Origin of the sequence: Streptomyces abyssomicinicus (assembly GCF_008974245.1) — a bacterium.
Taxonomy (GTDB): Bacteria; Actinomycetota; Actinomycetes; order Streptomycetales; family Streptomycetaceae; genus Streptomyces; species Streptomyces abyssomicinicus.
Map to the genome: position 1 here is coordinate 600,971 of NZ_BBZI01000005.1, position 18,932 is coordinate 619,902.

The window sequence follows — 18,932 nt, forward strand, 5'->3', positions numbered from 1 at the left end:
CCATGACCAACCCCTTCGACGACCAGGACGGCACCTTCCTCGTCCTCGTCAACGACGAGAACCAGCACTCGCTGTGGCCCGAGTTCGCGGACGTCCCGGCCGGCTGGACCGTCACCCACGGGCCCGACACCCATGCCGCCTGCCTGGAGCACGTCGAGCGGGCCTGGACCGACATGCGGCCCAGGAGCCTCGCCGACGCCATGGACGCCCAGCGGTAACAGGCCGACATGACCACCACCGGCACACTGGCCGGGGCCCGCGGCTCCGCGGGCCCCGGCCTGCCCGACGACTTCGCCGCGGCCCTGCTCACGCCCGAGGCCAGGCGCGACCCGTACCCCCTCTACGCCCGCATGCGGCGTGAGGACCCGGTCCACCGGAGCCCCCAGGGCATCTGGTACCTCACCCGGTACGCCGACGTCGAGGCGGCGCTGGGCGACCTGCGGCTGTCCAACGACCGGGACCGGATGGCCCGCGCCTACAGCGGGCTCGGCGGCGACCTCAAGGCCCTCAGCCGCCTCACCGGGCGACTCGGCCGGGTGATGACCAACACCGACCCGCCGGACCACGCCCGGCTGCGCAAGCTGGCCAACAAGGCCTTCACCGCCCGTCGCGTCGAAGCCCTGCGCGACGGCGTCCGGCGGATCGTGGACCGGCTCGTCGACGAGGCCGTCGCGGCGGGACCGGCCATGGACCTGATCGAGGCGGTCGCCTCCCCGCTGCCGATGTCCGTCGTCTGCGAGCTCTTCGGCATCCCGGACGAGGACCGGCCGCGGGTCACCAGCTGGTTCCGCCGCTTCGGCCGGCTCGGCGAGGACATCGACAAGTCCGAGGCGGCGATCGAGCAGTACGAGCAGTACCTGTCCGGACTCATCCGGCAGCGCAGATGGGAACCGGGCGACGACCTGATCAGCGCCCTCGTCGCCACCCAGGCGCAGGACGACCGGCTGACCGACTCCGAGCTGCTCTCCACCTGCTTCGTCCTGATCACCGCCGGCGACGAGACCACCACCCACCTGATCGGCAACGGCATGCTGGCCCTGCTGCGCCACCCGGACCAGCTGGCCCGGCTGCGCGCCGACCCGGGCCTGATCCGCGGCGCCGTCGAGGAACTCGCCCGCTACGACACGGTGACCCAGGCGATCGTCCGGGTCGTCGCGCAGGACGTGGAGATCGGCGGACGGACGCTGGCGGAGGGCGAGTTGGTGTACCTGTTCCTCGGCGCCACCAACCGCGACCCCGAGCGCTTCGAGGACCCCGACCGGCTCGACCTGTCCCGCCCCGGCAACCGGCACCTGAGCTTCGGCCACGGCCCGCACTTCTGCCTGGGCGGCCCGCTGGCCAAGCTCCAGGCGGAGGTGGCCGTCGGCACGCTGGTCCGCCGGCTGCCCGGGCTGCGGCCGGCCGACGGGGCGGCGCCGGACTGGCGGCCCAACCCGCTGCAGCGGCGCCTGACCGCCCTCCCGGTCACCTACTGACCGCGCACCCACCGACCGACCGCGCACCGACCGCACGTGCACCGACCAACCGTGCACCGACCGACCGTGCACCGACCGCACGTGAACGACGACGAAGGAGCAGCACCGACCATGCCCCGAGAGTTCGAGGTCCGCCGGGAGCAGGACCTGCCCGCCACCCCTCAACAGGTCTGGGACGCGGTGGCCACCGGCGCCGGCAACCTGGGCTGGCTCTACCCGATGGACATCGAGCCCCGCGTCGGCGGGAAGGCGACCCGGGGCGACGCCACCGTCGTGGACTGGGAGCCGCCGCGGCACCTCGCCGTCCGGGCCACCCAGGAGGACGGGTTCTCCAACACGCTCAGCTACCACATCGAACCGGTGGACGACCGGACGAGCCGCCTGCGGATGGGAATCCACTGGGTCCACACGGGCGTCGTCGACGAGGCATGGGCCTGGGACGCCAAGGCGGACGCGGCCGAGAAGCACGTCGACCTCTACCAGCACGGCCTCGCCGAGTACCTCCGGTACTTCGCCGGCCGCCCCGCCGTCTACGTCACGGCCCGGCGCACCGGACCCACCGCCGACCCGGCCGATTTCGCGGCCCTGCGCCGACGCCTCGGCCTCGCCGACGACGCGGCCGTCGGCGACCGGTTCACGCTCCTCGCCCCCGGCCCGGACCGTGACCCCGTCGAGGTGGTCGTCGACTGGCTCAGCGCCGACTTCGTCGGACTGCGCGGCCCGCACGCCCTGTACCGCTTCTTCAACGGCAGCACCTGGAACGTGCCGATCTGGCTCGGTCACCACCTGTTCGCCGAGGACACCGACGAGCAGCAGGCCACCAAGGCGTGGACCGCGTGGCTCGACGACACCCACACCCAGGAGCCCTGATGGAAACCTCCGCGCAGACACTGCTCTTCGCCGCCGAACTCGTCGAGGAGAACGGCGCCCACATCCTCGTCGTCCAGGACATGAGGACGGGCACCGTCCAGACCACCCCGGTCCCCAAGGCCATGGTCGACAAACTCCCGGTCTTCCTCACGGCGCTCGCCGCCAAGCTCAACCCGGTGACACAGCGCCGCCGCCGGTAACCCACCCCCAGGCCGGCCCGAACCCCCGCGAACACCGGGCCGGCCGAGCGCCACCGTTCCGTGAGGCCCACCACAGGGCGCCCCACCTTCCTCGCCCGGCTGACGGCGGAGCCCGAAGATCATGATTCAGGCAGGAAAGGTAGTTAACCGGTCGAACTCGGCTGGACCGAGAGCAGTGGATGCCCAGTCCGACGAGCATGTGCTGTGGATGGGGAATCTCGGCCGGACAAAGGGGTGTGGGGGAATGGGGAAGCAGGTCAAGTGCGGGTCGACCAGGACCAAGACGGGTAAGAGGTGTCAGAACCCGGCGATGATCGGCTACGCCCGCTGCCAGTTGCATCGAGGTGACTGGACGCCGGTGCAGAGGAAGAAGACCAAGAAGCGCTGACGCGCCGGAAGGCCGCCCCGCCCGGGTCAGGACGTGTCGCGGGTGAGGCGGACCATCGCGCGGTACAGGGCGCCGGGGGCTGCGTCGCCCGCGGCGTGGAGGACGCCGGCGTTGGCCATGAGCAGGATCGGCAAGCCGCGCCACGGATCGGGGTCGGCGAGGGCTTCGCGGGTGGCGGCGGCGTAGGCGTCCATGCGGTCGGCGAAGACGGCGCTGATCAGCTCGTCGCGGGTGGCGAAACGGCGCGAGAGGGTCGCCTTGCCGACGCCGGCCAGGCGCTCACCTCCGAGCAGGAGCGCGAGCAACTCCTCCTGCTGCCCCTCGGCCTCGTCAAGATCGCGGCCCCGCTGGTGCCGGGCCTCGCGACGCTCTGAGAGCGGTTTCCCACGACAGGTGGGGGCCGGAGAACAATACGATGGCGCGCGATCGTCGCCGGCTCTAAGCTGTGCCGTGTTCGCGAAGCACTCGGTGAGTGCTGTTCGTGCGAGTTGAGATTCTCCGGGAGGTGTGACCGATGGCTGTCTCTGTGATGGGCCTTGCCCGCGTCCAGCAGTTCGTTCCGTTCACCTCCGTGGCCTCCGGCTGACACTTCTCTCTTCTTCCGCGCCTGTGATGCGCGGTGCCGGGGCCGCCCTTCGAAGGGTTTCCCTTGAATCTCTCTTCTCTTTCGGCTTCGTCGCACTCCCTTGCCCGCTTCGGCTGGGACGAGGGGTGGGAGGCCGCGTTCTCCCCGTACGCCGCCCAGGGGCTGCTGCCCGGGCGCGTGATCCGGGTCGACCGCGGGCAGTGCGACGTGGTCACCTCCGAGGGCGTGGTGCGCGCGGACACCGCGTTCGTCACCCCGCACGACCCGATGCGGGTCGTCTGCACCGGGGACTGGGCCGCCGTGGACCCGGTCGGCGGTGAACCCCGCTACGTGCGGGAGTACCTGCCGCGGCGGACCGCGTTCGTGCGGTCGACGTCGTCCAAGCGGTCCGAGGGGCAGGTGCTCGCCGCCAACGTGGACCACGTGGTCGTCGCCGTGTCGCTGGCGGTGGAGCTGGAGTACGCGCGCATCGAACGGTTCCTGGCCCTGGCCTGGGAGTCGGGCGCGCAGCCGCTGGTGGTGCTCACCAAGGCCGACCTGGTGCCCGACCCCGTGACGCTCGGGCACCTGGTGCGCGACGTCGAGGGGACGGCGCCCGGGGTGCAGGTGCTGGCGGTCAGCGCCGAGACCGGTGAGGGCGTCGACGTGCTGGCGGCGACCGTGGCCGGCGGGACCACCGTGCTGCTGGGTCAGTCCGGCGCGGGGAAGTCGACGCTGGCCAACGCGCTCCTCGGCGAGGAGGCGATGACCGTGCAGGCCGCGCGCGAGGTCGACGGCAAGGGCCGGCACACCACGACCACCCGCAACCTGTTCGCGCTGCCCGGCGGGGGCGTGCTGATCGACACGCCGGGGCTGCGCGGTGTCGGGCTCTGGGACGCCGGCCGGGGCGTCGGGCAGGTGTTCTCGGAGATCGAGGAACTGGCCGCCGACTGCCGGTTCCACGACTGCGCCCACGTCGCCGAGCCCGGGTGCGCGGTGCTCGCCGCGCTCGACTCGGGCGAGCTGCCCGAGCGGCGCCTGGAGAGCTACCGGAAGCTGCTCCGGGAGAACCAGTACATCGTGGCCAAGACCGACGCCCGGGCCAGGGCCGAGATGCGGCGCGAGTGGAAGCGCCGCGGGGCCGAGGGGCGGGCCGCGATGGAGGCCAAGCGGGGCCGCGCGCGGTAGCCACGTGCGGCCACCGCGCGCAGGGCAAGGGCGCGGGGCGAGGGCGACGCGGCCGAACGGCCCCGCCGCCACCTCGTCGACGCCGGGTTAAACCTCCGTCACACCCCTCTTGCGGGTGGATCTTGACGACGCGACCGACACGGAGTGTGTCGGTCGCGTTACGTTGTGGAACTGTCGGCTTAGTCAAGGCTCACCTGACGCATGGCCAACTGAACAGTGCGGAGGACGGAATACATGGTCAAGGCGGTACGGGTCATCGTGGCGCTGCTCCTGGTTCTGCTGGGTACGGCACCGGCCCACGCGGCGACGCCCGACCGTCGGGGGGAGAAGGAGAAATGGACCGGCACCTGGGCGGCCGCGGCCTCCGGCACCGCGCTTCCGCTGCCCGGCGCGTCCATCCGCAACGTGGTGCACACCAGCGTCGGCGGCAGCACGGCGCGGGTCCGTCTCTCCAACCGGCTCGGCATCCGTCCGCTCCGCCTCGGCTCGGTCACCCTGGCCCTGCAGGAACACGGCTACTTCCCCCGGCCGGACGCGGTGCCGGGCACCATGCGTCAGGTGCTCTTCCGCGGCAGACCCACGGCGGTGGTGCCGGCCGGCAAGGAGATCGTCAGCGATCCGGTGCGGCTCCAGGTGCCGGGTGACTCCAACCTCCTGGTGTCGGTGTACACGCCCTTCGACGACGGGCCGGCGACGTATCACCGGATCGCCAAGCAGACCAACTTCGTCGCCTACGGCACCGACCGTGCCGCGGACGTCCACGGCGGGGCCTACACCTCGACCGTCCGGTCCTGGTACTACGTGACGGGCGTGGACGTCCGCACCGCGCGGGCGGCCGGGAGCGTGGTGGCGCTGGGTGACAGCCTCACCGACGGCGTGGGGACGACGCCCGACAGCAACAGCCGCTGGCCGGACCGGCTGGCCGACCGGCTCGCCGCGCTGCCCCCGCGGCACCGCCTCGGAGTGCTGAACACCGGGATCTCCGGCAACCGGATCCTCAACGACCGGTCCGGGCCGAGCGCGCTCCACCGTTTCGACGCCGACGTCCTGCGGCGCAGCGGCGTGCGGACGGTGATCGTGCTGGAGGGCATCAACGACGTGATGACCGACGCGGCGGGCAGGGAGGGGATCAAGGCGTTCCGCAGGGCGTACCGGACGATCGCCGAGCGGGCGCACGCGAAGGGGATCAGGGTCGTCGGCGCGACGCTCACGCCCTACCGGGGGCATCTCGCCTACACCCCGGGGCGTGAGGCGCTGCGCCAGCAGGTCAACCGCTACCTCCGCGAGGACGCGCCGTTCGACGCGGTGGTGGACTTCGACGCGGCGGTGCGTGATCCGCGGCGGCCGGACCGGATCCGGCCCGCCTACGATCCCGGCGACCACCTGCACTTCAACGACGCGGGGATGAAGGCGCTGGCACGGGCGGTCGATCTGAAGGCGCTGCGGGGTTAAGGCTTGATGTTCAGCTTGTGAGGACTGTGAGGAGCCAGGCGCCGAGGACCAGGAGCGCTGCGTAGAGTTCCACGAGCAGCACTGTGCCCCCGGACCGCATCAGGTTCCGGACCGCCGCCCTCGCCTCGCGGGGGCGGCGGCGTTCGCGCACCCGTTCGTGCAGGTAGAGACCGCCGAGGAAGCCGGGTACGGCGCCGACGACCGGCAGCAGGAAGAAGCCGAGGAACGCGCCGGCGCCCGCGTAGCCGCGCAGGTCGGACCGGCGGCCGACGGCGGTGGTCCGGGAGCCCTGCCGGTGCGCGAGCTGGGCGCGCAGCAGCTGGGCCAGCAGGAGCAGGAGGGTGGCGCCCACCAGCACCGCCCAGGCGGTGGGCCGCGGTTCGTTGAGCGCCCACCACAGCACACCGGCCCACACGAGCCAGGACCCGGGGACCCCGGGCGCCAAGACTCCGCAGGTGCCGAGCAGGATGACCGCCCCGGCCAGCAGGAGTTCCCACGCTCCCATTCCTCCAGGGTGCCGGAAGCGGGCGGTGTGTGCGGGGTATGGCGCGGCCGTGGGTTTGCGGTGACTTCGGATTGTTGTTCGGGTTGTCGTCCGAGAATGTGTTCCAGGCGCGCTGTCCCGCCCGCATGCCGGATGCGCGGTTTCAGACGCCTGGCGCGGTCGATGATTAGGGGCATGAGCCAACAGGGGGAGACGCCCACCGGCCGCCGGGACGAGGGCGGGTCCGAGGACGACTGGTGGGGCCAGTTGTACGACGATGCCGCCGGTGACACGGGGCCGACGGCGGCTCCGGACTCCCTCGACGACCGGTTCGCCTCGGTGGCGGGGACGGTGGGTGCGGGTGCGGGTGCCGGTGCGGGCGCGGAGGACGGTGCCCCGGTGGTCGGCCGGAGCGTTCCCGCGCCGCGGCCCGAGCCCGGGTCCGAGGCGCCCTCCGCCCCACCGGCCGGGGTGGCCTGGGAGGCGCCGGGGGACCGGTCTGCGGCGGGGCCGGGCGGCGGGCCGCGTTCCGTGCGGGGGCCCGGACCGGCCGACCGGGTGGTGGACGCCCCGGGGAACACCGGACCGTCCGACCGGGTGGGCCCTTCGGCCGACGGTGGACCGCCGGAGCGCCGGCCGGGCCTCGCGGACGCGGCGGGACCGGCCGAGTGGGAGGAGGGTGCGGAAGGCGGACCCGTGCCGCCGCGGAAGGAGGGCGTGGGGCCGCGCGCCACGGCCCCGTGGTGGGCCGGCGCAGGTGATGCCGACCGCCCGGCCGCCGGGGCGGAGGGCGGCGGGGCCGGGCCGGGCGACCGGGCGCGGCGGTCCGACGCCGCCACGGACGGCGCTCCCGACGGGGCCGGGGACGGAGCCGAGCCGGACGGCCGGGGCACAGGACGGTCGCTGGGGGCCGCGCAGGGAGAGGACCGGAGGCCGGGGCCGCCGGGCGGTGGGGGCGCGCCGGGACCGAGGGTGCCCGGCTACATGAGGGACGGCGACCACCGGGGTGGCACGGGGGGACGCGGGACCGAGGAGGGCGGTCCCCGGGCCGGCGCCGGCGGCGGTGCCGAGCAGGGCGGTCCGGACGCGTGGCCGGGACCTGCGACGGGGCCGCGTGCCGACGACGCCGCGTCCGGCGCCCGGGAGGGAGGCGATCGCTGGACGTCCGGTGCGGCCGGGTGGTTCGGCACCGGTGCGGGCACCGTCCGGGGCGCCGGTCCGGCGGACCGTCCTCGCGGGAGCGGGAGCGGGAGCGGGACCGGGACCGGGACCGAGACCGGGACCGGGACCGGGAGCGGTGACAGGGGGCCCGGCGGCAACGGGAGCGCGTCCGGCCTGGCCGGCCGCCCCGGGTCCGGCGGCGCGGTCGCACCGAACAGCTACACCTCGCGCCCGGGCCCCGGTGCCGACGACGGCGGAACACCAGGCGACCGTGCCCCCCGAGATCCGGCGGACGGCGCTGGTACGGGTGGCAGGCCGGGAGTGCCCGGCGGCTACGGGAGTGGGTCCGGCCCGGCCGACGGCATCGGGGCCGACGCCGATGCCGACCCGGTCGGCGGTGCGGGCGCCTCGAGCGGCTACCCGACGAGCACGGGTCCTGGTGATCGTGACCCCGGAGATCCGGCGGACGGTGCCGGTGCGGGTGGCAGGCCCGGGGCGCCCGGTGGTGCGCGGGGCGGGGGCGGCCCGGGTGGGGCGTCGTGGGGCGCCGGCGGTGTGGGCGTCGGGGACGGCGGGGCCGCGTCCGGTGGCGGGGGCCGAGGCGGCGACCGGGCGGCCGGAGTTCCCGGGGCGCCCCGTGGCGTGCGGAGCGGAACCGGACCCGCCGACAGCCCCGCGCGGGCGGCCGGTCCCGGCACCGGCGCCGTCGCGGGCACGCCTGTCGCGGGCACGTCCGGCGCGGGCGACGCCGCGGGAGCCCCCGGAGGCGCCGGCGCCTCCGGGGACCGGGGGGTGCCGCCGCAGGCACGGCCCGAGGGGGCCGGTGGGCCACCCCCCGACCGCGTGACGCTGGACCTCGCCGGCACCGGTGCCGGGGACGAGGGCGAAGGGCGGGCCGGGGCGTTGGCGTACGTGGGGGAGGAGCCGCCGAGCTACGAGCCCGAGCCGACCTCGCTGCCCATGGCGGACCCCGGGGCCCTGGAGGACCTGGTGCCGGACACCGTCCTGGACGGCGCGCGGCACGGCGCGCTGACCCTGCGGGCCGCGTCCGTGCGCGGGGACTCCGCCCGCTACCGGGGCGAGGTCCGGCGCGACGCGCTGCTGACCGCCCGGTTCGGGGTGGGCGACCGCGCGCTCGTCCTGGTGGCCGTGGCCACGGGCGCCCGCGCCACCCCCGAGGGGCAGCGGGCCGCCGCCACGGCCTGCCGCTGGATCGGCCAGGCCGTCGGCCGCAGCGCCGCCCGGCTCGCCGAGGACATCCGCGAAGGGCGCCGCGCCGACCTCCGGGCGGGCCTGCAACGGCTCACCGACCGCAGCCTCGGCCGTCTCCGCGCCGCCGCCGGTGAGGGCCGCGAGCCCGGCGGGGGCGAGGCGTCGCTGCGCTGCCTGCTGCTGCCCGCCGACCCCGAATGCCGCACCCGGGTGTTCTTCGGCGTCGGCGAGGGCGGCCTGCACCGGCTGCGCGACGGCGACTGGCAGGACCTCGAACCCCGCCCCGCCGGGCCCGGGGCGAAGCCCGGCGAGCTCACCCTCGACCTCGGCATAGCCACCCCTCCGAGCCCCTACGAACCGGCGCCCGAACCGCCCCGCGCGCCGTTCCGGTTCCGCACCTGTGTCGCCCGGCCGGGGGACCGGCTGCTGATGTCCGCGGCCGGCCTGGCCGAACCGATGGAGGACGAGCCCGCGCTCCTCACCCACCTGGCACGGCGGTGGGCCGCGCCCGAGCCGCCCGGACTCGCCGGCTTCCTGGCGGACGTGCAGGTGCGGGTGAAGGGTTACGCCGACGACCGTACGGCGGTGGCCGTCTGGGAGGCGTGATCCCGGGCCGCGTGGATTGATGGTCCCCAGAACGGGGACACGAGCGGTCCGGACACGGATCGTGAGCACGCAGCGAAGGGCACGCCTCACCATGGCCAAGCAGAACGTCGCTGAGCAGTTCGTCGACATCCTCACCCGCGCGGGCGTGCGGCGCATGTACGGGGTGGTCGGGGACAGCCTCAACCCCGTGGTGGACGCCGTCCGCCGCCACAAGGGCATCGACTGGGTGCACGTGCGCCACGAGGAGGCCGCCGCCTTCGCCGCGGGCGCCGAGGCGCAGATCACCGGGCAGCTGGCCGCCTGCGCCGGCTCCTGCGGTCCCGGCAACCTGCACCTGATCAACGGGCTGTACGACGCCCACCGGTCCATGGCCCCGGTACTGGCCCTCGCCTCGCACATCCCCTCCTCGGAGATCGGGCTCGGCTTCTTCCAGGAGACCCACCCGGACCGGCTGTTCCGCGACTGCAGCCACTACAGCGAGATGATCTCCAGCCCGGCGCAGATGCCGCGCCTGCTGAACACCGCCGTCCAGAACGCGGTGGGCCGCTCCGGCGTCAGCGTCGTCACCCTGCCCGGCGACATCGCCGACCAGCCCGCGCCCGAGGGCGCGTACGACACCGCCCTGGTCACTTCCCGGCCGTCGGTCCGCCCCGGCGACACCGAACTCGACGCGCTGGTCGAGCTGATCGACAAGGCGGACAAGGTCACCCTGTTCTGCGGCGCCGGCTGCAAGGACGCGCACGGCGAGGTCATGCGGCTCGCCGAACTGCTCAAGTCGCCGGTCGGGCACGCGCTGCGCGGCAAGGAGTGGATCCAGTACGACAACCCGTACGACGTGGGCATGAGCGGCCTGCTCGGCTACGGCGCCGCCTACGAGGCCACCCACGAGTGCGACCTGCTGATCCTGCTGGGCACCGACTTCCCCTACAACGCCTTCCTCCCCGACGACGTGCCGATCGCCCAGATCGACGTCCGCCCCGAACGCCTCGGCCGCCGCTCCCGGCTGGACCTGGCGGTGTGGGGCGACGTCAAGGAGACCCTGCGGTGCCTGATCCCCAGGGTGAAACCGAAGAAGAACCGCAAGTTCCTCGACAAGATGCTGAAGAAGCACGCGGACGCGCTGGAGGGAGTGGTCAGCGCCTACACCCGCAAGGTGGACAAGCACGTACCGATCCACCCCGAGTACGTGGCCTCCGTGCTCGACGAACTCGCCGACGAAGACGCCGTGTTCACGGTCGACACCGGCATGTGCAACGTGTGGGCCGCGCGCTACATCACCCCCAACGGGCGGCGCCGGGTGATCGGTTCGTTCTCCCACGGCTCGATGGCCAACGCGCTGCCGATGGCGATCGGGGCGCAGTTCACCGACCGCAAACGGCAGGTCGTCTCGATGTCCGGGGACGGCGGATTCGCCATGCTGATGGGCGAGTTCCTCACCCTGGTGCAGTACGACCTGCCCGTGAAGGTGGTGCTGTTCAACAACTCCTCGCTCGGGATGGTCGAGCTGGAGATGTTGGTCGCCGGCCTGCCCTCGCACGGCACCGCCAACACCAACCCGGACTTCGCCGCCGTCGCCGAGGCGTGCGGCGCCTTCGGGGCGCGGGTGGAGAAGCCGAAGGACCTCGCGGGCGCCCTGAAGGCCGCCTTCCGGCACAAGGGGCCCGCGCTCGTCGACGTGGTGACCGACCCGAACGCGCTGTCCATCCCGCCGAAGATCAAGAAGGAGATGGTGACCGGGTTCGCGCTCTCGGCCTCCAAGGTGGTGCTGGACGGCGGTGTGGGAAGGATGCTGCAGATGGCGCGCTCCAACCTGCGCAACGTCCCCCGCCCCTGACGCGGCGACGGGCCGTTCCCCGCCGCCCGCCGGATCGGGATGAGTGCCGCGTTCCGGACGCGGGCATGCATTCCCGTGAGCGTGTTCGAGAACGAAGTGCGCGAACGGGCGCGAACGGGGGGTCATGAAGAGGCAGGCACCACAGGCGGGCAGCTCCGCCGTCGCCGACGCGGCGGAGCCGTCCACCGGACCAGTCGTGCGACCGGCGGTACGGGAGACGGGCGGCGTCCCGGCCCCCCGGCCCCGCCTCCGAATACGGCGGCCGCGACTGCGGCAACGGCTGCGCAGGGCCGACCTGGGCGCCGTGCCCCGGGCGCGGCGAGCGCTACGGGAGCTGGTGCGGTGCGACGCGCCGGGCTGGCCGCAGGACGGCGACGTACTGGAGACGGCGGAACTGCTCACCACCGAACTGGTCACCAACGCACTGGTGCACACGGGCCGCGGCGCGGTGCTCAAGGTGAAGGTCGACCGGCGGCGGCTGCGGGTGGAGGTGCGGGACTTCGTGCGCCCCCGGCGGCTCCCGGTGGGCCAGGAGGCCGACGAGGACGCCACCTGCGGCAGAGGCCTGCTCCTGGTGGCCACCCTTGCCGACACCTGGGGAGTGCGCGGCCACGCCCTCGGCAAGTCGGTGTGGTTCGAGCTGGCGCACGGCGGGACGGCCCGGGCCCGCTGACCGGAGGCGGGCCGAGCGGGCCCCGCGCGCGGTGGAGGATCAGCCGAACTGCTGCTCCAAGTCCTTCAGTTTGCGTTCCAGCGTGTCCAACTGCCGCAGCGCCATGGTGTCCTCCTCGGGCGCCGGGAGCGACGGACGGCTGCGCAGCGGCAGTTGTTCGGGCTCCGCCGCGGCCGGGCCGGCGCCGTCGGCGCGCTCGAGTTCCACCTGGGGCGCCGACCGCTCCGGCAGGGCGGCGGGGGCGTGCCCACGGCTGACCGCCTTCAGGTGGGCCCGCTCCACCCGCTTCTGCTCACGACGGCGCCGCCTGGTCTGCTCCCGCATCCGGCTGTCCTCACGGACCTCCTCCACCGCCTCGTCCAGGCTCCGCACGCCCTCCAGCAGCATCAGCGACCAGGCGCGGTAGGTCTCGCGCGGCGCGCGCAGCCACCGCACCGCCCGGATCTGGGGCAACGGCCGCGGGATCAGGCCCTGTTCGCGCAGGGCGGCACGGCGGGTCTGCTTCAGGGCGCGGTCGAAGAGGATCGCGGCGGAGAGCGACATCCCGGCGAAGAACTGCGGGGCGCCCGCGTGGCCCAGCCCGCGCGGGGCGTGCACCCAGTTGAACCAGGCGGCCGCGCCCGCGAACAGCCACACCAGCATCCGGGACCCCAGGGCGGCGTCGCCGTGGCTCGCCTCGCGCACCGCGAGCACCGAGCAGAACATCGCCGCCCCGTCCAGGCCGAACGGCACCAGGTACTCCCAGCCGCCGGCCAGGCCGAGGTTCTGGCGGCCGAAGCCGACCAGGCCGTGGAAGGAGAGCGCGGCGGCCACCGCCGCACAGCAGAACAACAGCAGGTACGACGCGGTCCCGTAGACGGCCTCCTTGCGCCGCCGGCGTTCCTCGCTGCGCTCCCAGGTGTCGTCCGAGGAGGCCGAGCCCGCCGCCGACGCCTTCCGGCCGCGCGCGAGCACCGCCACCGCCGCCAGCACGCCGAGGAGCAGTACGGCGCCCGGAAGCAGCCAGTCCAGCGAAACGTCGGTCAATCTCATCCGGTTGTCCCTTGCGTCGGGCCTGCGTGGGAAGGGCGTAGCTGGCGGCCATGTTGACCCAACCGGCGTGGCCCGCACGGGGTTTCCGGACAAGAGGAACCGAGGGAGTGGTGCGGAGGGGCGGGTTCGCGCCCTCATTCTCGAACGCGCGCCCTAGGGATGCGAGGGGAGTTCGAAGGGAAATCGCCCTCAGGGGTGGTGTGGCGGGAGGCCGCCTGACGGTGGACGGGCGTAGATCCGATCAGATGTCAGGCTGCCTGCGCCGCCGTCAGCTTGGCGACCCGGTCCGTGTCGCAGGTGCGCGGGCAGGTGACGCAGGTGTTGTTGTCGGTCAGCGTGTAGACCAGGCAGCAGGTGACCCGGTCGCGGGTGGTCAGCGCTTCGCCGGCCGGGCCGGGCAGCTCCCGGAAACCGGCGGCGCCGGGCAGCGGGAGGGTCGCCCCGGGCAGCATCCGGCCCAGCTCCTCCATCGCCCGCCGCTCCTCGCCCAGCAGGTTGCCGATGTACCAGAGGCCCTCGACCAGCTCGTCGGTCACCATCCCCCACAGCGAGCGGCCGCGGCGGCGCATACGCGGCCCGAAGACGCCCAGCACCGGCCCCATGTGCTCGGCCGCCGCCGCCCGCACCTCGGCGCGCAGGGCGTCCTCGTCCGGCACCACCCGGGCACCGGGCAGCGCGGCGGCGGGGTCGTCCGGCAGGCAGGCGAACGCACGCGGACGCACGGCGATCCGGCCGGACGGGTGGTGGACGGCCACGTCGTCCACGGTGAGCCGCGGCACCCGGCGGGCCAGGAAGGCGGGGGCGGTGAACAGGAGACAGACCGGCCAGGCGTACCGGTGCAGGGCGAGGGTGGCGCCCACGTCCGGACGGGGCCGCCGGCCGTAGTAGCCCTCGACCATCGCCTCGTCCCGGGCTACCAGCTCCGCGATCTCGGGGCCCTCCTCGGCGAAGCGGGCGGCGGACGTCCAGCCGGGCTCGGCGTCCGACCGCTCGCAGGGCAGCGGCTCGCCGGGCGCGACTTCCGTCACGATCAGGCCGGAGTAGGCCTCGGTGAGACGGTCGTAGGCGTCCTGAAAGACCGAGGTGGCAAGGGGCACGACGGACTCCCGTTCCCGTGAGCTGCGGAGGCGATGACAGGTAAGCCTTACCTTACTCATAGTTGCCGGGGGTGGGAACACCGAGGTCCTGCGCTTATCGTGCTGGAGTCCGAACGGAACCGGAGCGGAACCGGAATCCGGCCCCGGACCCCGGGCCCCGAACCTCGGAACCCGGCAACCGAAGCCTTGGCCAGGAGGTCCCCGTGGAACAGGCACGTCCGCGTGAGCGGGCGGACGCGTCGGCGTCGCCGAGCGGCGCTGGCGCGACCCCGGCGCGCGGGGACCACACCCACGGGGCGACGGCCGCTGCGCCGCTGCCCGCACCGCGGGAGCCGCGGGCCCGGCCCGCGGTCAGGCGGTCCTCCGTGCGCGAGCAGGTGCTGCGGGCGCTGCGGGCGGCCCTGGTCTCCGGGGAGCTGACGCCCGGCGAGGTGTACTCGGCGCCGGTGCTGGGGCAGCGGTTCGGGGTGTCGGCGACGCCGGTGCGTGAGGCGATGCAGCAGCTGGCGCTGGAGGGCGCCGTCGAGGTGGTCCTCAACCGGGGTTTCCGGGTCGTCGAGCGAGGCGCGCGGGCACTGGCCGAGCTGGCCGAGGTGCGGGCCCTGATCGAGGTGCCGGTGGTGCTGCGGCTCGCCCGCACGGTGCCCGCCGAACGGTGGGCCGAGCTGCGCCCGCTGGCCGAACGGACCGTGCTGGCCGCCTCCACGGGCTGCCCGGCCACCTACGCCGAGGCGGACCGGGCCTTCCACCGCGCCCTGCTGTCCCTCGCGGGCAACGCGGAGCTGGTGCGGATCGCGGAGGACCTGCACCGGCGCTCGCAGTGGCCCCCGGCCCCCGGGCAGACCGGGGCGGGGACGCGCGGGCACGGCGAGCTGGTCGCCGACGCGGCCGAGCACGGCGCGCTGCTGGACGCCCTGGCGGAGCGGGACCTGGACGCGGTCCGGCGGCTGGTGCGCGAGCACTTCGCGAGCGCGGAGCTGTAGCGGTCCGCGGCGCGGGGCGGCCGTGCGGGCCGCCGGCGGTCAGGACGGAGGGGTGAACGCCCTCCAGTGCCCCTCGGAGACGACCTCGACGCCCTCGTCGGTCACCTTCACGGCGGTCCGGTCGTCGATCGCGTACGAGGGGACCCCGATCCCGGCCGCCCACCGCTCGGCGTGGGCCGTGGTGTTCCACGGCAGCGCCTCGTGGTCCAGGTGCGGGAAGAGCGAGAAGCCGACGACCCCCAGCGTGGCGTCGCCGCCCTCCGGCGGCTCCCACTCGACGAAGTACTCCCCGATGCGGGGCGTCATCACCATGCTCCCGGCGCTCAGCCCCACCCAGACCTTGTCGCGCAGCGACGGCAGGAGGTCCGCCAGTCCCGACTGCCGCATCCAGTGGCACAGGTACAGCGCGTCGCCGCCGCCCACCAGCAGGACGTCCGCCTCCTCGACCCAGGGGACCCAGCGGTCCCGGCCGATGCTGGGCAGCGCGGTGAGCTCCAGGACCCCCACCGACCTCCAGCCCAGCTCGCACATGGGCGTCTGCTCGCGGCCGCTGATGAAGCGCCAGGCCGCGGCGGGGGTGACCTGCGGGTGACCGTACGCGGCGGTGGGGACGCAGAGGGCGTCGCACTCGGCGACCGGTTTGCCGAGGAGGTCGAGCAGCGCGTCGTGGATGCTCGGGTTCTGTATGCCGGCCGATGTGAGGAGGAGCCGCATGCCGCCCTTTCCTGCCTGAACGATGTCGTCGTCCCGCGTCGTGCGGGCCGTCCGGTTCCGTCGCCCGCGTCGTGCGGGCCGTCCGGTTCCGTCGCCCGAGCCGTACGGGCCGTCGCTTCCGCCGGTGCTCCGGCGGCGCCCGGCCGCCGTCACACGGGCCGTGAGCCGCCGGACCCTAGGCGCCGTCCACCGTGGCGGGCTCGTCGGAGGGGTCCGCGCCGTCCTGCTCCAGATGGCGGGACAGCCAGGTCGGCACGCCCCCCAGCAGCCGGTGCAGCCGTCGCGCCTCGGCGCGCAGGCGGCGGGCCTTGGGCTCCGGCTCCGTGTCGGCGAGGGAGAGCAGCGCGGGGGCCGTGCCCACCAGGTAGCCCAGCTCCACCCGCAGCCGCAGCGACTCGGCGAAGCCGTGCCGCGCCTCGGCGACGTCGCCGTCCTGGAGGGCGAGGGCGGCCAGGTGCCGCCAGGTGAAGGAGAGCAGCAGCGGGTCGGGATGGGCGGTGGCCCCGGCGTGCGCCCTGCGGTAGGCGGCCCGGGCCGCCTGCGGGGCCAGGGAGAGGTTCTGGGCGACCAGACCGCGGCGGAAGTCCAGCAGGGCCCGCCGCGGCGTCCCGGGCGGGATCAGCGCCGCGGCCCGGCCGAGCGCGGAGCGCGCCTCGTCCGCGCGGTCGCGCACGCCGTGCAGGGTGGCCGTGTAGGCGAGGTAGCCGCGCTCGCAGGCCGCCCCGCCCCGCTCCTCGCCGGTGCCGGCCATCGCCTCCGCGTTGCGCAGCTCGTCCTCGGCGTCCTCCCAGCCCTCCTCGGTGTACAGACAGCGCTCCACGAGCAGCGCGGCCCGGTGCAGGGCGTCGTCGGGGGTGTCGCGGGGGAGCAGGGCGGCGGCGTCGGCCCAGCACGCCCGGGACCGCAGACGCCATACGGCTGCATGGACGGACTCCTCGCCTGCGGTCGTCGCTGTGGTCGTTGCGGTACCGGACATGGCGGTGTACGCCACGTTGCCCTCCCCGAGCACGCCATCGAGCCGGATGTGGTGGTGGCGGAATCTCAGCACGATTCAGATGTTCCGGCCAAGAGGTCGGGTGAAACATTTCACAAAGTGGCCGGACCCCGTGCGTGGCAAGAAACGATCCGCCTGGGTCAGCTCATCCGCAGGGCGAGGAAGAAGTCGAGCTTGTCCTCCAGGCGCGAGAGGTCACGCCCCGTCAACTGCTCGATGCGGCCCACCCGGTACCGCAGCGTGTTGACGTGCAGGTGGAGCCGGGCGGCGCAGCGCGTCCACGAGCCGTCGGCCTCCAGGAAGGCCTCCAGGGTGGGGATCAGCTCGGCGCGGTGACGCCCGTCGTACTCCCGCAGCGGGTCCAGCAGCCGGGCGGTGAAGGCGCGGCGCACGTCGTCGGGGACGAACGGCAGCAGCAGCACGTGCGAGGCCAGCTCCTGGTGCCCGGCGGCGCAGACGGCGCCCGGGCGGGCGGCGGCGACCCGGCGGGCGTGCCGGGCCTCCTCCAGCGCCCCGCGCAACCCCTCGGCGGAGTGCACGGCGGCGCTCACGCCCAGGGTGACCCGCCCCTCGTCGCCGAGCCCCGCGGCCAGCGGCTCCCGCACGGCGGCCAGCAGCGACTCGGCGGACAGCCCCGCGGAGCGGCGCTCCGGGGCGCCGGCGTCGTCCGCGGAGCCCGCGCGGGCGGCGTCCTCGCCGCCCGCGGGCAGCGGCACCAGGGCGACGGCCTCCTCGCCGGAGTGCGCCACGGCCAGCCGGTCGGAGGGCTCGGGACCCTCCGCCGACGGGTCGACGAGCAGCTCCTCCAGCAGTGCCTGGGCGAGCCGTCCGCCCTCGGCGCGGTCCTCGGCCCCCTGCCACTCGACGCGGGCCACCACCACCTGCCAGTCGGGGGCGGTCTCCAGGCCGGGCAGCAGCACCGGTGCGGCGACCCGCAGCCGGGCGGCGATCTCGCCGGGGGCCGCGCCCGCCTGGATCAGCTCCAGCAGCTCATGCGCCAGCCGCCGCCGCACGGTGCGCCCGGCGTCCCGGCGCTCCCGCTCCACCGCCACCAACTGGGTGACGCCGTGTACCAGGTCCAGTCGCGCCTCGGGCCAGTCGGCGGCGTCGGCCTCGACGGCCAGCAGCCAGTCGGACAGGACCGGGCCCGCCGCAGGGGTCCCCCGGCGCTCGCGCGGGGCCTGGCCGGGGCGCTCCGCGCGGGACGCGGCGCGGACCGGGAAGAGCGAGTACGTCGTCCCGCCGGCCGTCACCCGGTGGGGTGCGCGGCGGCCCGCGCGCGCGGCGGCCAGGTGCTCGGCGGCCAGCCGGGTGCGGACCTCGGGCGGGAGGTCGGGGCCGGCGCCCTCGGGGCCGGCGACCGGACGGCCGGCGGGCGAGAGGACCCAGGCCCGCAGATCCAGGTCCGAGCCGAGCAGTTCCAGGACCACGTCCGGGCCGCCACCGGTGGGACCGGCCGTCATCATCCTGCGGTGCCGGTCCACCACCGCGGCCAGGTCCCCGGCCCGCTCGCCGGACACCTGGCGCACCACGTGCTCGGTGATGCTCGCGAACGCAACGGACTCGTCCACCGCGAACAGCGGGAGCCGGTGCCGGGCACAGGCCTCGACCAGGTCGTCGGGGATGCCCGCCAGCTCCGCCTCGCCGGCCCCCAGGGCGGCCACCTGGGCATCGGTGAGGATGCGCACGAACCGCTCCGAGTCGGCGGGCCCGTGGCGCCAGAGGAGACCGGTCAGGACCAGCTCACCGCCGGTGAGGTAGCGGCTGGGGTCCTTGAGGTCGGTCGTCATCACGCCGCGCACCGCGCGGTCCAGCTCGTCCTCGCCGCCGAGCAGCCGCAGGCCGAGCCCGGGGGTGTCCAGCAGTGCGCGGAGCCGCATTCCAGTCGCCGCCGTTCAGGTCTCGAGGTCGTGGAGTCTTCGGGGGTGCTGTGTTCCCGTACGGAAACATCGGGGGCGAGCACCTCTCCCTTTCATACGAATCTACAAGATGGAAGGTGTGGCC

18 protein-coding genes are annotated in these 18,932 nt (G+C 74.6%); 11 read left to right on the plus strand and 7 right to left on the minus strand.

Features of this window, described 5'->3' with window-relative positions:
* The first annotated feature begins 2 nt into the window (after positions 1–2).
* The 5 genes from GBN72_RS02400 to GBN72_RS33945 all read left to right on the plus strand — a co-directional run bounded on the left by GBN72_RS02400 (position 3) and on the right by GBN72_RS33945 (position 2,933).
* Positions 3–218, plus strand: coding sequence for an MbtH family protein (locus tag GBN72_RS02400; protein WP_151769945.1), 216 nt, complete (start codon positions 3–5; stop codon positions 216–218).
* A 9-nt stretch (positions 219–227) separates the two neighbouring features.
* The gene (locus tag GBN72_RS02405; RefSeq protein ID WP_151769946.1) at positions 228–1,475 is read left to right on the plus strand and encodes a cytochrome P450; all 1,248 of its coding nucleotides are present in this window, start codon (positions 228–230) and stop codon (positions 1,473–1,475) included.
* Positions 1,476–1,586: 111 nt separating this feature from the next.
* Positions 1,587–2,345: an SRPBCC family protein gene (locus GBN72_RS02410; RefSeq protein WP_151769947.1), complete on the plus strand. Its 759-nt coding sequence runs from the start codon at positions 1,587–1,589 to the stop codon at positions 2,343–2,345.
* Positions 2,345–2,545 (plus strand): hypothetical protein, encoded by a 201-nt coding sequence (locus GBN72_RS02415; protein ID WP_151769948.1) that lies wholly within the window; start codon positions 2,345–2,347, stop codon positions 2,543–2,545. Before GBN72_RS02410 ends, GBN72_RS02415 begins: the two co-directional genes overlap by 1 nt.
* A gap of 244 nt (positions 2,546–2,789) precedes the next feature.
* The gene (locus GBN72_RS33945; RefSeq protein WP_164540325.1) at positions 2,790–2,933 is read left to right on the plus strand and encodes a hypothetical protein; all 144 of its coding nucleotides are present in this window, start codon (positions 2,790–2,792) and stop codon (positions 2,931–2,933) included.
* Between the two features lie 26 nt (positions 2,934–2,959).
* On the opposite strand, the gene GBN72_RS36150 is transcribed toward GBN72_RS33945, so the two are convergent.
* Positions 2,960–3,238, minus strand: a complete 279-nt coding sequence (locus tag GBN72_RS36150) for a hypothetical protein (protein WP_218042008.1) — start codon at positions 3,236–3,238, stop codon at positions 2,960–2,962.
* Between the two features lie 344 nt (positions 3,239–3,582).
* Here GBN72_RS36150 and rsgA point away from each other — a divergent pair, with 344 nt between their 5' ends.
* Positions 3,583–4,686, plus strand: coding sequence for a ribosome small subunit-dependent GTPase A (gene rsgA / locus GBN72_RS02425; RefSeq protein WP_151769949.1), 1,104 nt, complete (start codon positions 3,583–3,585; stop codon positions 4,684–4,686).
* Positions 4,687–4,920: 234 nt separating this feature from the next.
* Entirely contained in the window at positions 4,921–6,138 is a 1,218-nt protein-coding gene (locus GBN72_RS02430; protein WP_151769950.1) for an SGNH/GDSL hydrolase family protein, read from the plus strand.
* Between the two features lie 10 nt (positions 6,139–6,148).
* Here GBN72_RS02430 and GBN72_RS02435 read toward each other — a convergent pair whose 3' ends face one another.
* Positions 6,149–6,643 carry a DUF456 domain-containing protein gene (locus GBN72_RS02435; RefSeq protein WP_151769951.1) on the minus strand — a complete coding sequence of 165 codons (495 nt, stop codon included), beginning with the start codon at positions 6,641–6,643 and terminating at the stop codon, positions 6,149–6,151.
* A gap of 1,983 nt (positions 6,644–8,626) precedes the next feature.
* Between GBN72_RS02435 and GBN72_RS02440 the strand changes: the two genes are divergently transcribed.
* The 3 genes from GBN72_RS02440 (at position 8,627) to GBN72_RS02450 (ending at position 12,108) form a co-directional block, all read left to right on the plus strand.
* On the plus strand, positions 8,627–9,601 hold the full coding sequence (locus GBN72_RS02440; RefSeq protein ID WP_246212214.1) for a protein phosphatase 2C domain-containing protein: 975 nt from the start codon (positions 8,627–8,629) through the stop codon (positions 9,599–9,601).
* A gap of 91 nt (positions 9,602–9,692) precedes the next feature.
* The gene (locus tag GBN72_RS02445) at positions 9,693–11,435 is read left to right on the plus strand and encodes a pyruvate dehydrogenase (RefSeq protein ID WP_151770885.1); all 1,743 of its coding nucleotides are present in this window, start codon (positions 9,693–9,695) and stop codon (positions 11,433–11,435) included.
* Between the two features lie 124 nt (positions 11,436–11,559).
* The gene (locus GBN72_RS02450) at positions 11,560–12,108 is read left to right on the plus strand and encodes an ATP-binding protein (protein WP_151769952.1); all 549 of its coding nucleotides are present in this window, start codon (positions 11,560–11,562) and stop codon (positions 12,106–12,108) included.
* A gap of 39 nt (positions 12,109–12,147) precedes the next feature.
* Here GBN72_RS02450 and GBN72_RS02455 read toward each other — a convergent pair whose 3' ends face one another.
* Positions 12,148–13,140, minus strand: a complete 993-nt coding sequence (locus GBN72_RS02455; RefSeq protein ID WP_151769953.1) for a DUF2637 domain-containing protein — start codon at positions 13,138–13,140, stop codon at positions 12,148–12,150.
* A gap of 248 nt (positions 13,141–13,388) precedes the next feature.
* A complete protein-coding gene (locus GBN72_RS02460) occupies positions 13,389–14,237 on the minus strand; it encodes a (2Fe-2S)-binding protein (protein WP_151769954.1) in 849 nt (282 codons plus the stop codon).
* A 203-nt stretch (positions 14,238–14,440) separates the two neighbouring features.
* Here GBN72_RS02460 and GBN72_RS02465 point away from each other — a divergent pair, with 203 nt between their 5' ends.
* Entirely contained in the window at positions 14,441–15,220 is a 780-nt protein-coding gene (locus tag GBN72_RS02465; protein WP_151769955.1) for a GntR family transcriptional regulator, read from the plus strand.
* 39 nt (positions 15,221–15,259) lie between these two features.
* Here GBN72_RS02465 and GBN72_RS02470 read toward each other — a convergent pair whose 3' ends face one another.
* The 3 genes from GBN72_RS02470 to GBN72_RS02480 all read right to left on the minus strand — a co-directional run bounded on the left by GBN72_RS02470 (position 15,260) and on the right by GBN72_RS02480 (position 18,808).
* On the minus strand, positions 15,260–15,934 hold the full coding sequence (locus GBN72_RS02470) for a Type 1 glutamine amidotransferase-like domain-containing protein (RefSeq protein ID WP_151769956.1): 675 nt from the start codon (positions 15,932–15,934) through the stop codon (positions 15,260–15,262).
* Positions 15,935–16,109: 175 nt separating this feature from the next.
* The gene (locus tag GBN72_RS02475) at positions 16,110–16,910 is read right to left on the minus strand and encodes a hypothetical protein (RefSeq protein WP_151770886.1); all 801 of its coding nucleotides are present in this window, start codon (positions 16,908–16,910) and stop codon (positions 16,110–16,112) included.
* Between the two features lie 158 nt (positions 16,911–17,068).
* Positions 17,069–18,808 carry a PucR family transcriptional regulator gene (locus GBN72_RS02480; RefSeq protein ID WP_151769957.1) on the minus strand — a complete coding sequence of 580 codons (1,740 nt, stop codon included), beginning with the start codon at positions 18,806–18,808 and terminating at the stop codon, positions 17,069–17,071.
* Between the last annotated feature and the right edge of the window lie 124 nt (positions 18,809–18,932).

Excerpts from the sequence above, each read along its gene's own strand:
- GBN72_RS02400 (WP_151769945.1), top strand. The coding sequence starts at position 3 with ATGACCAACCCCTTCGACGACCAGGACGGCACCTTCCTCGTCCTCGTC.
- GBN72_RS02405 (WP_151769946.1), top strand. The coding sequence starts at position 228 with ATGACCACCACCGGCACACTGGCCGGGGCCCGCGGCTCCGCGGGCCCC.
- GBN72_RS02410 (WP_151769947.1), top strand. The coding sequence starts at position 1,587 with ATGCCCCGAGAGTTCGAGGTCCGCCGGGAGCAGGACCTGCCCGCCACC.
- GBN72_RS02415 (WP_151769948.1), top strand. The coding sequence starts at position 2,345 with ATGGAAACCTCCGCGCAGACACTGCTCTTCGCCGCCGAACTCGTCGAG.
- GBN72_RS33945 (WP_164540325.1), top strand. The coding sequence starts at position 2,790 with ATGGGGAAGCAGGTCAAGTGCGGGTCGACCAGGACCAAGACGGGTAAG.
- GBN72_RS02430 (WP_151769950.1), top strand. The coding sequence starts at position 4,921 with ATGGTCAAGGCGGTACGGGTCATCGTGGCGCTGCTCCTGGTTCTGCTG.
- GBN72_RS02435 (WP_151769951.1), bottom strand. The coding sequence starts at position 6,643 with ATGGGAGCGTGGGAACTCCTGCTGGCCGGGGCGGTCATCCTGCTCGGC.
- GBN72_RS02445 (WP_151770885.1), top strand. The coding sequence starts at position 9,693 with ATGGCCAAGCAGAACGTCGCTGAGCAGTTCGTCGACATCCTCACCCGC.
- GBN72_RS02450 (WP_151769952.1), top strand. The coding sequence starts at position 11,560 with ATGAAGAGGCAGGCACCACAGGCGGGCAGCTCCGCCGTCGCCGACGCG.
- GBN72_RS02455 (WP_151769953.1), bottom strand. The coding sequence starts at position 13,140 with ATGAGATTGACCGACGTTTCGCTGGACTGGCTGCTTCCGGGCGCCGTA.
- GBN72_RS02470 (WP_151769956.1), bottom strand. The coding sequence starts at position 15,934 with ATGCGGCTCCTCCTCACATCGGCCGGCATACAGAACCCGAGCATCCAC.
- GBN72_RS02475 (WP_151770886.1), bottom strand. The coding sequence starts at position 16,910 with ATGTCCGGTACCGCAACGACCACAGCGACGACCGCAGGCGAGGAGTCC.
- GBN72_RS02480 (WP_151769957.1), bottom strand. The coding sequence starts at position 18,808 with ATGCGGCTCCGCGCACTGCTGGACACCCCCGGGCTCGGCCTGCGGCTG.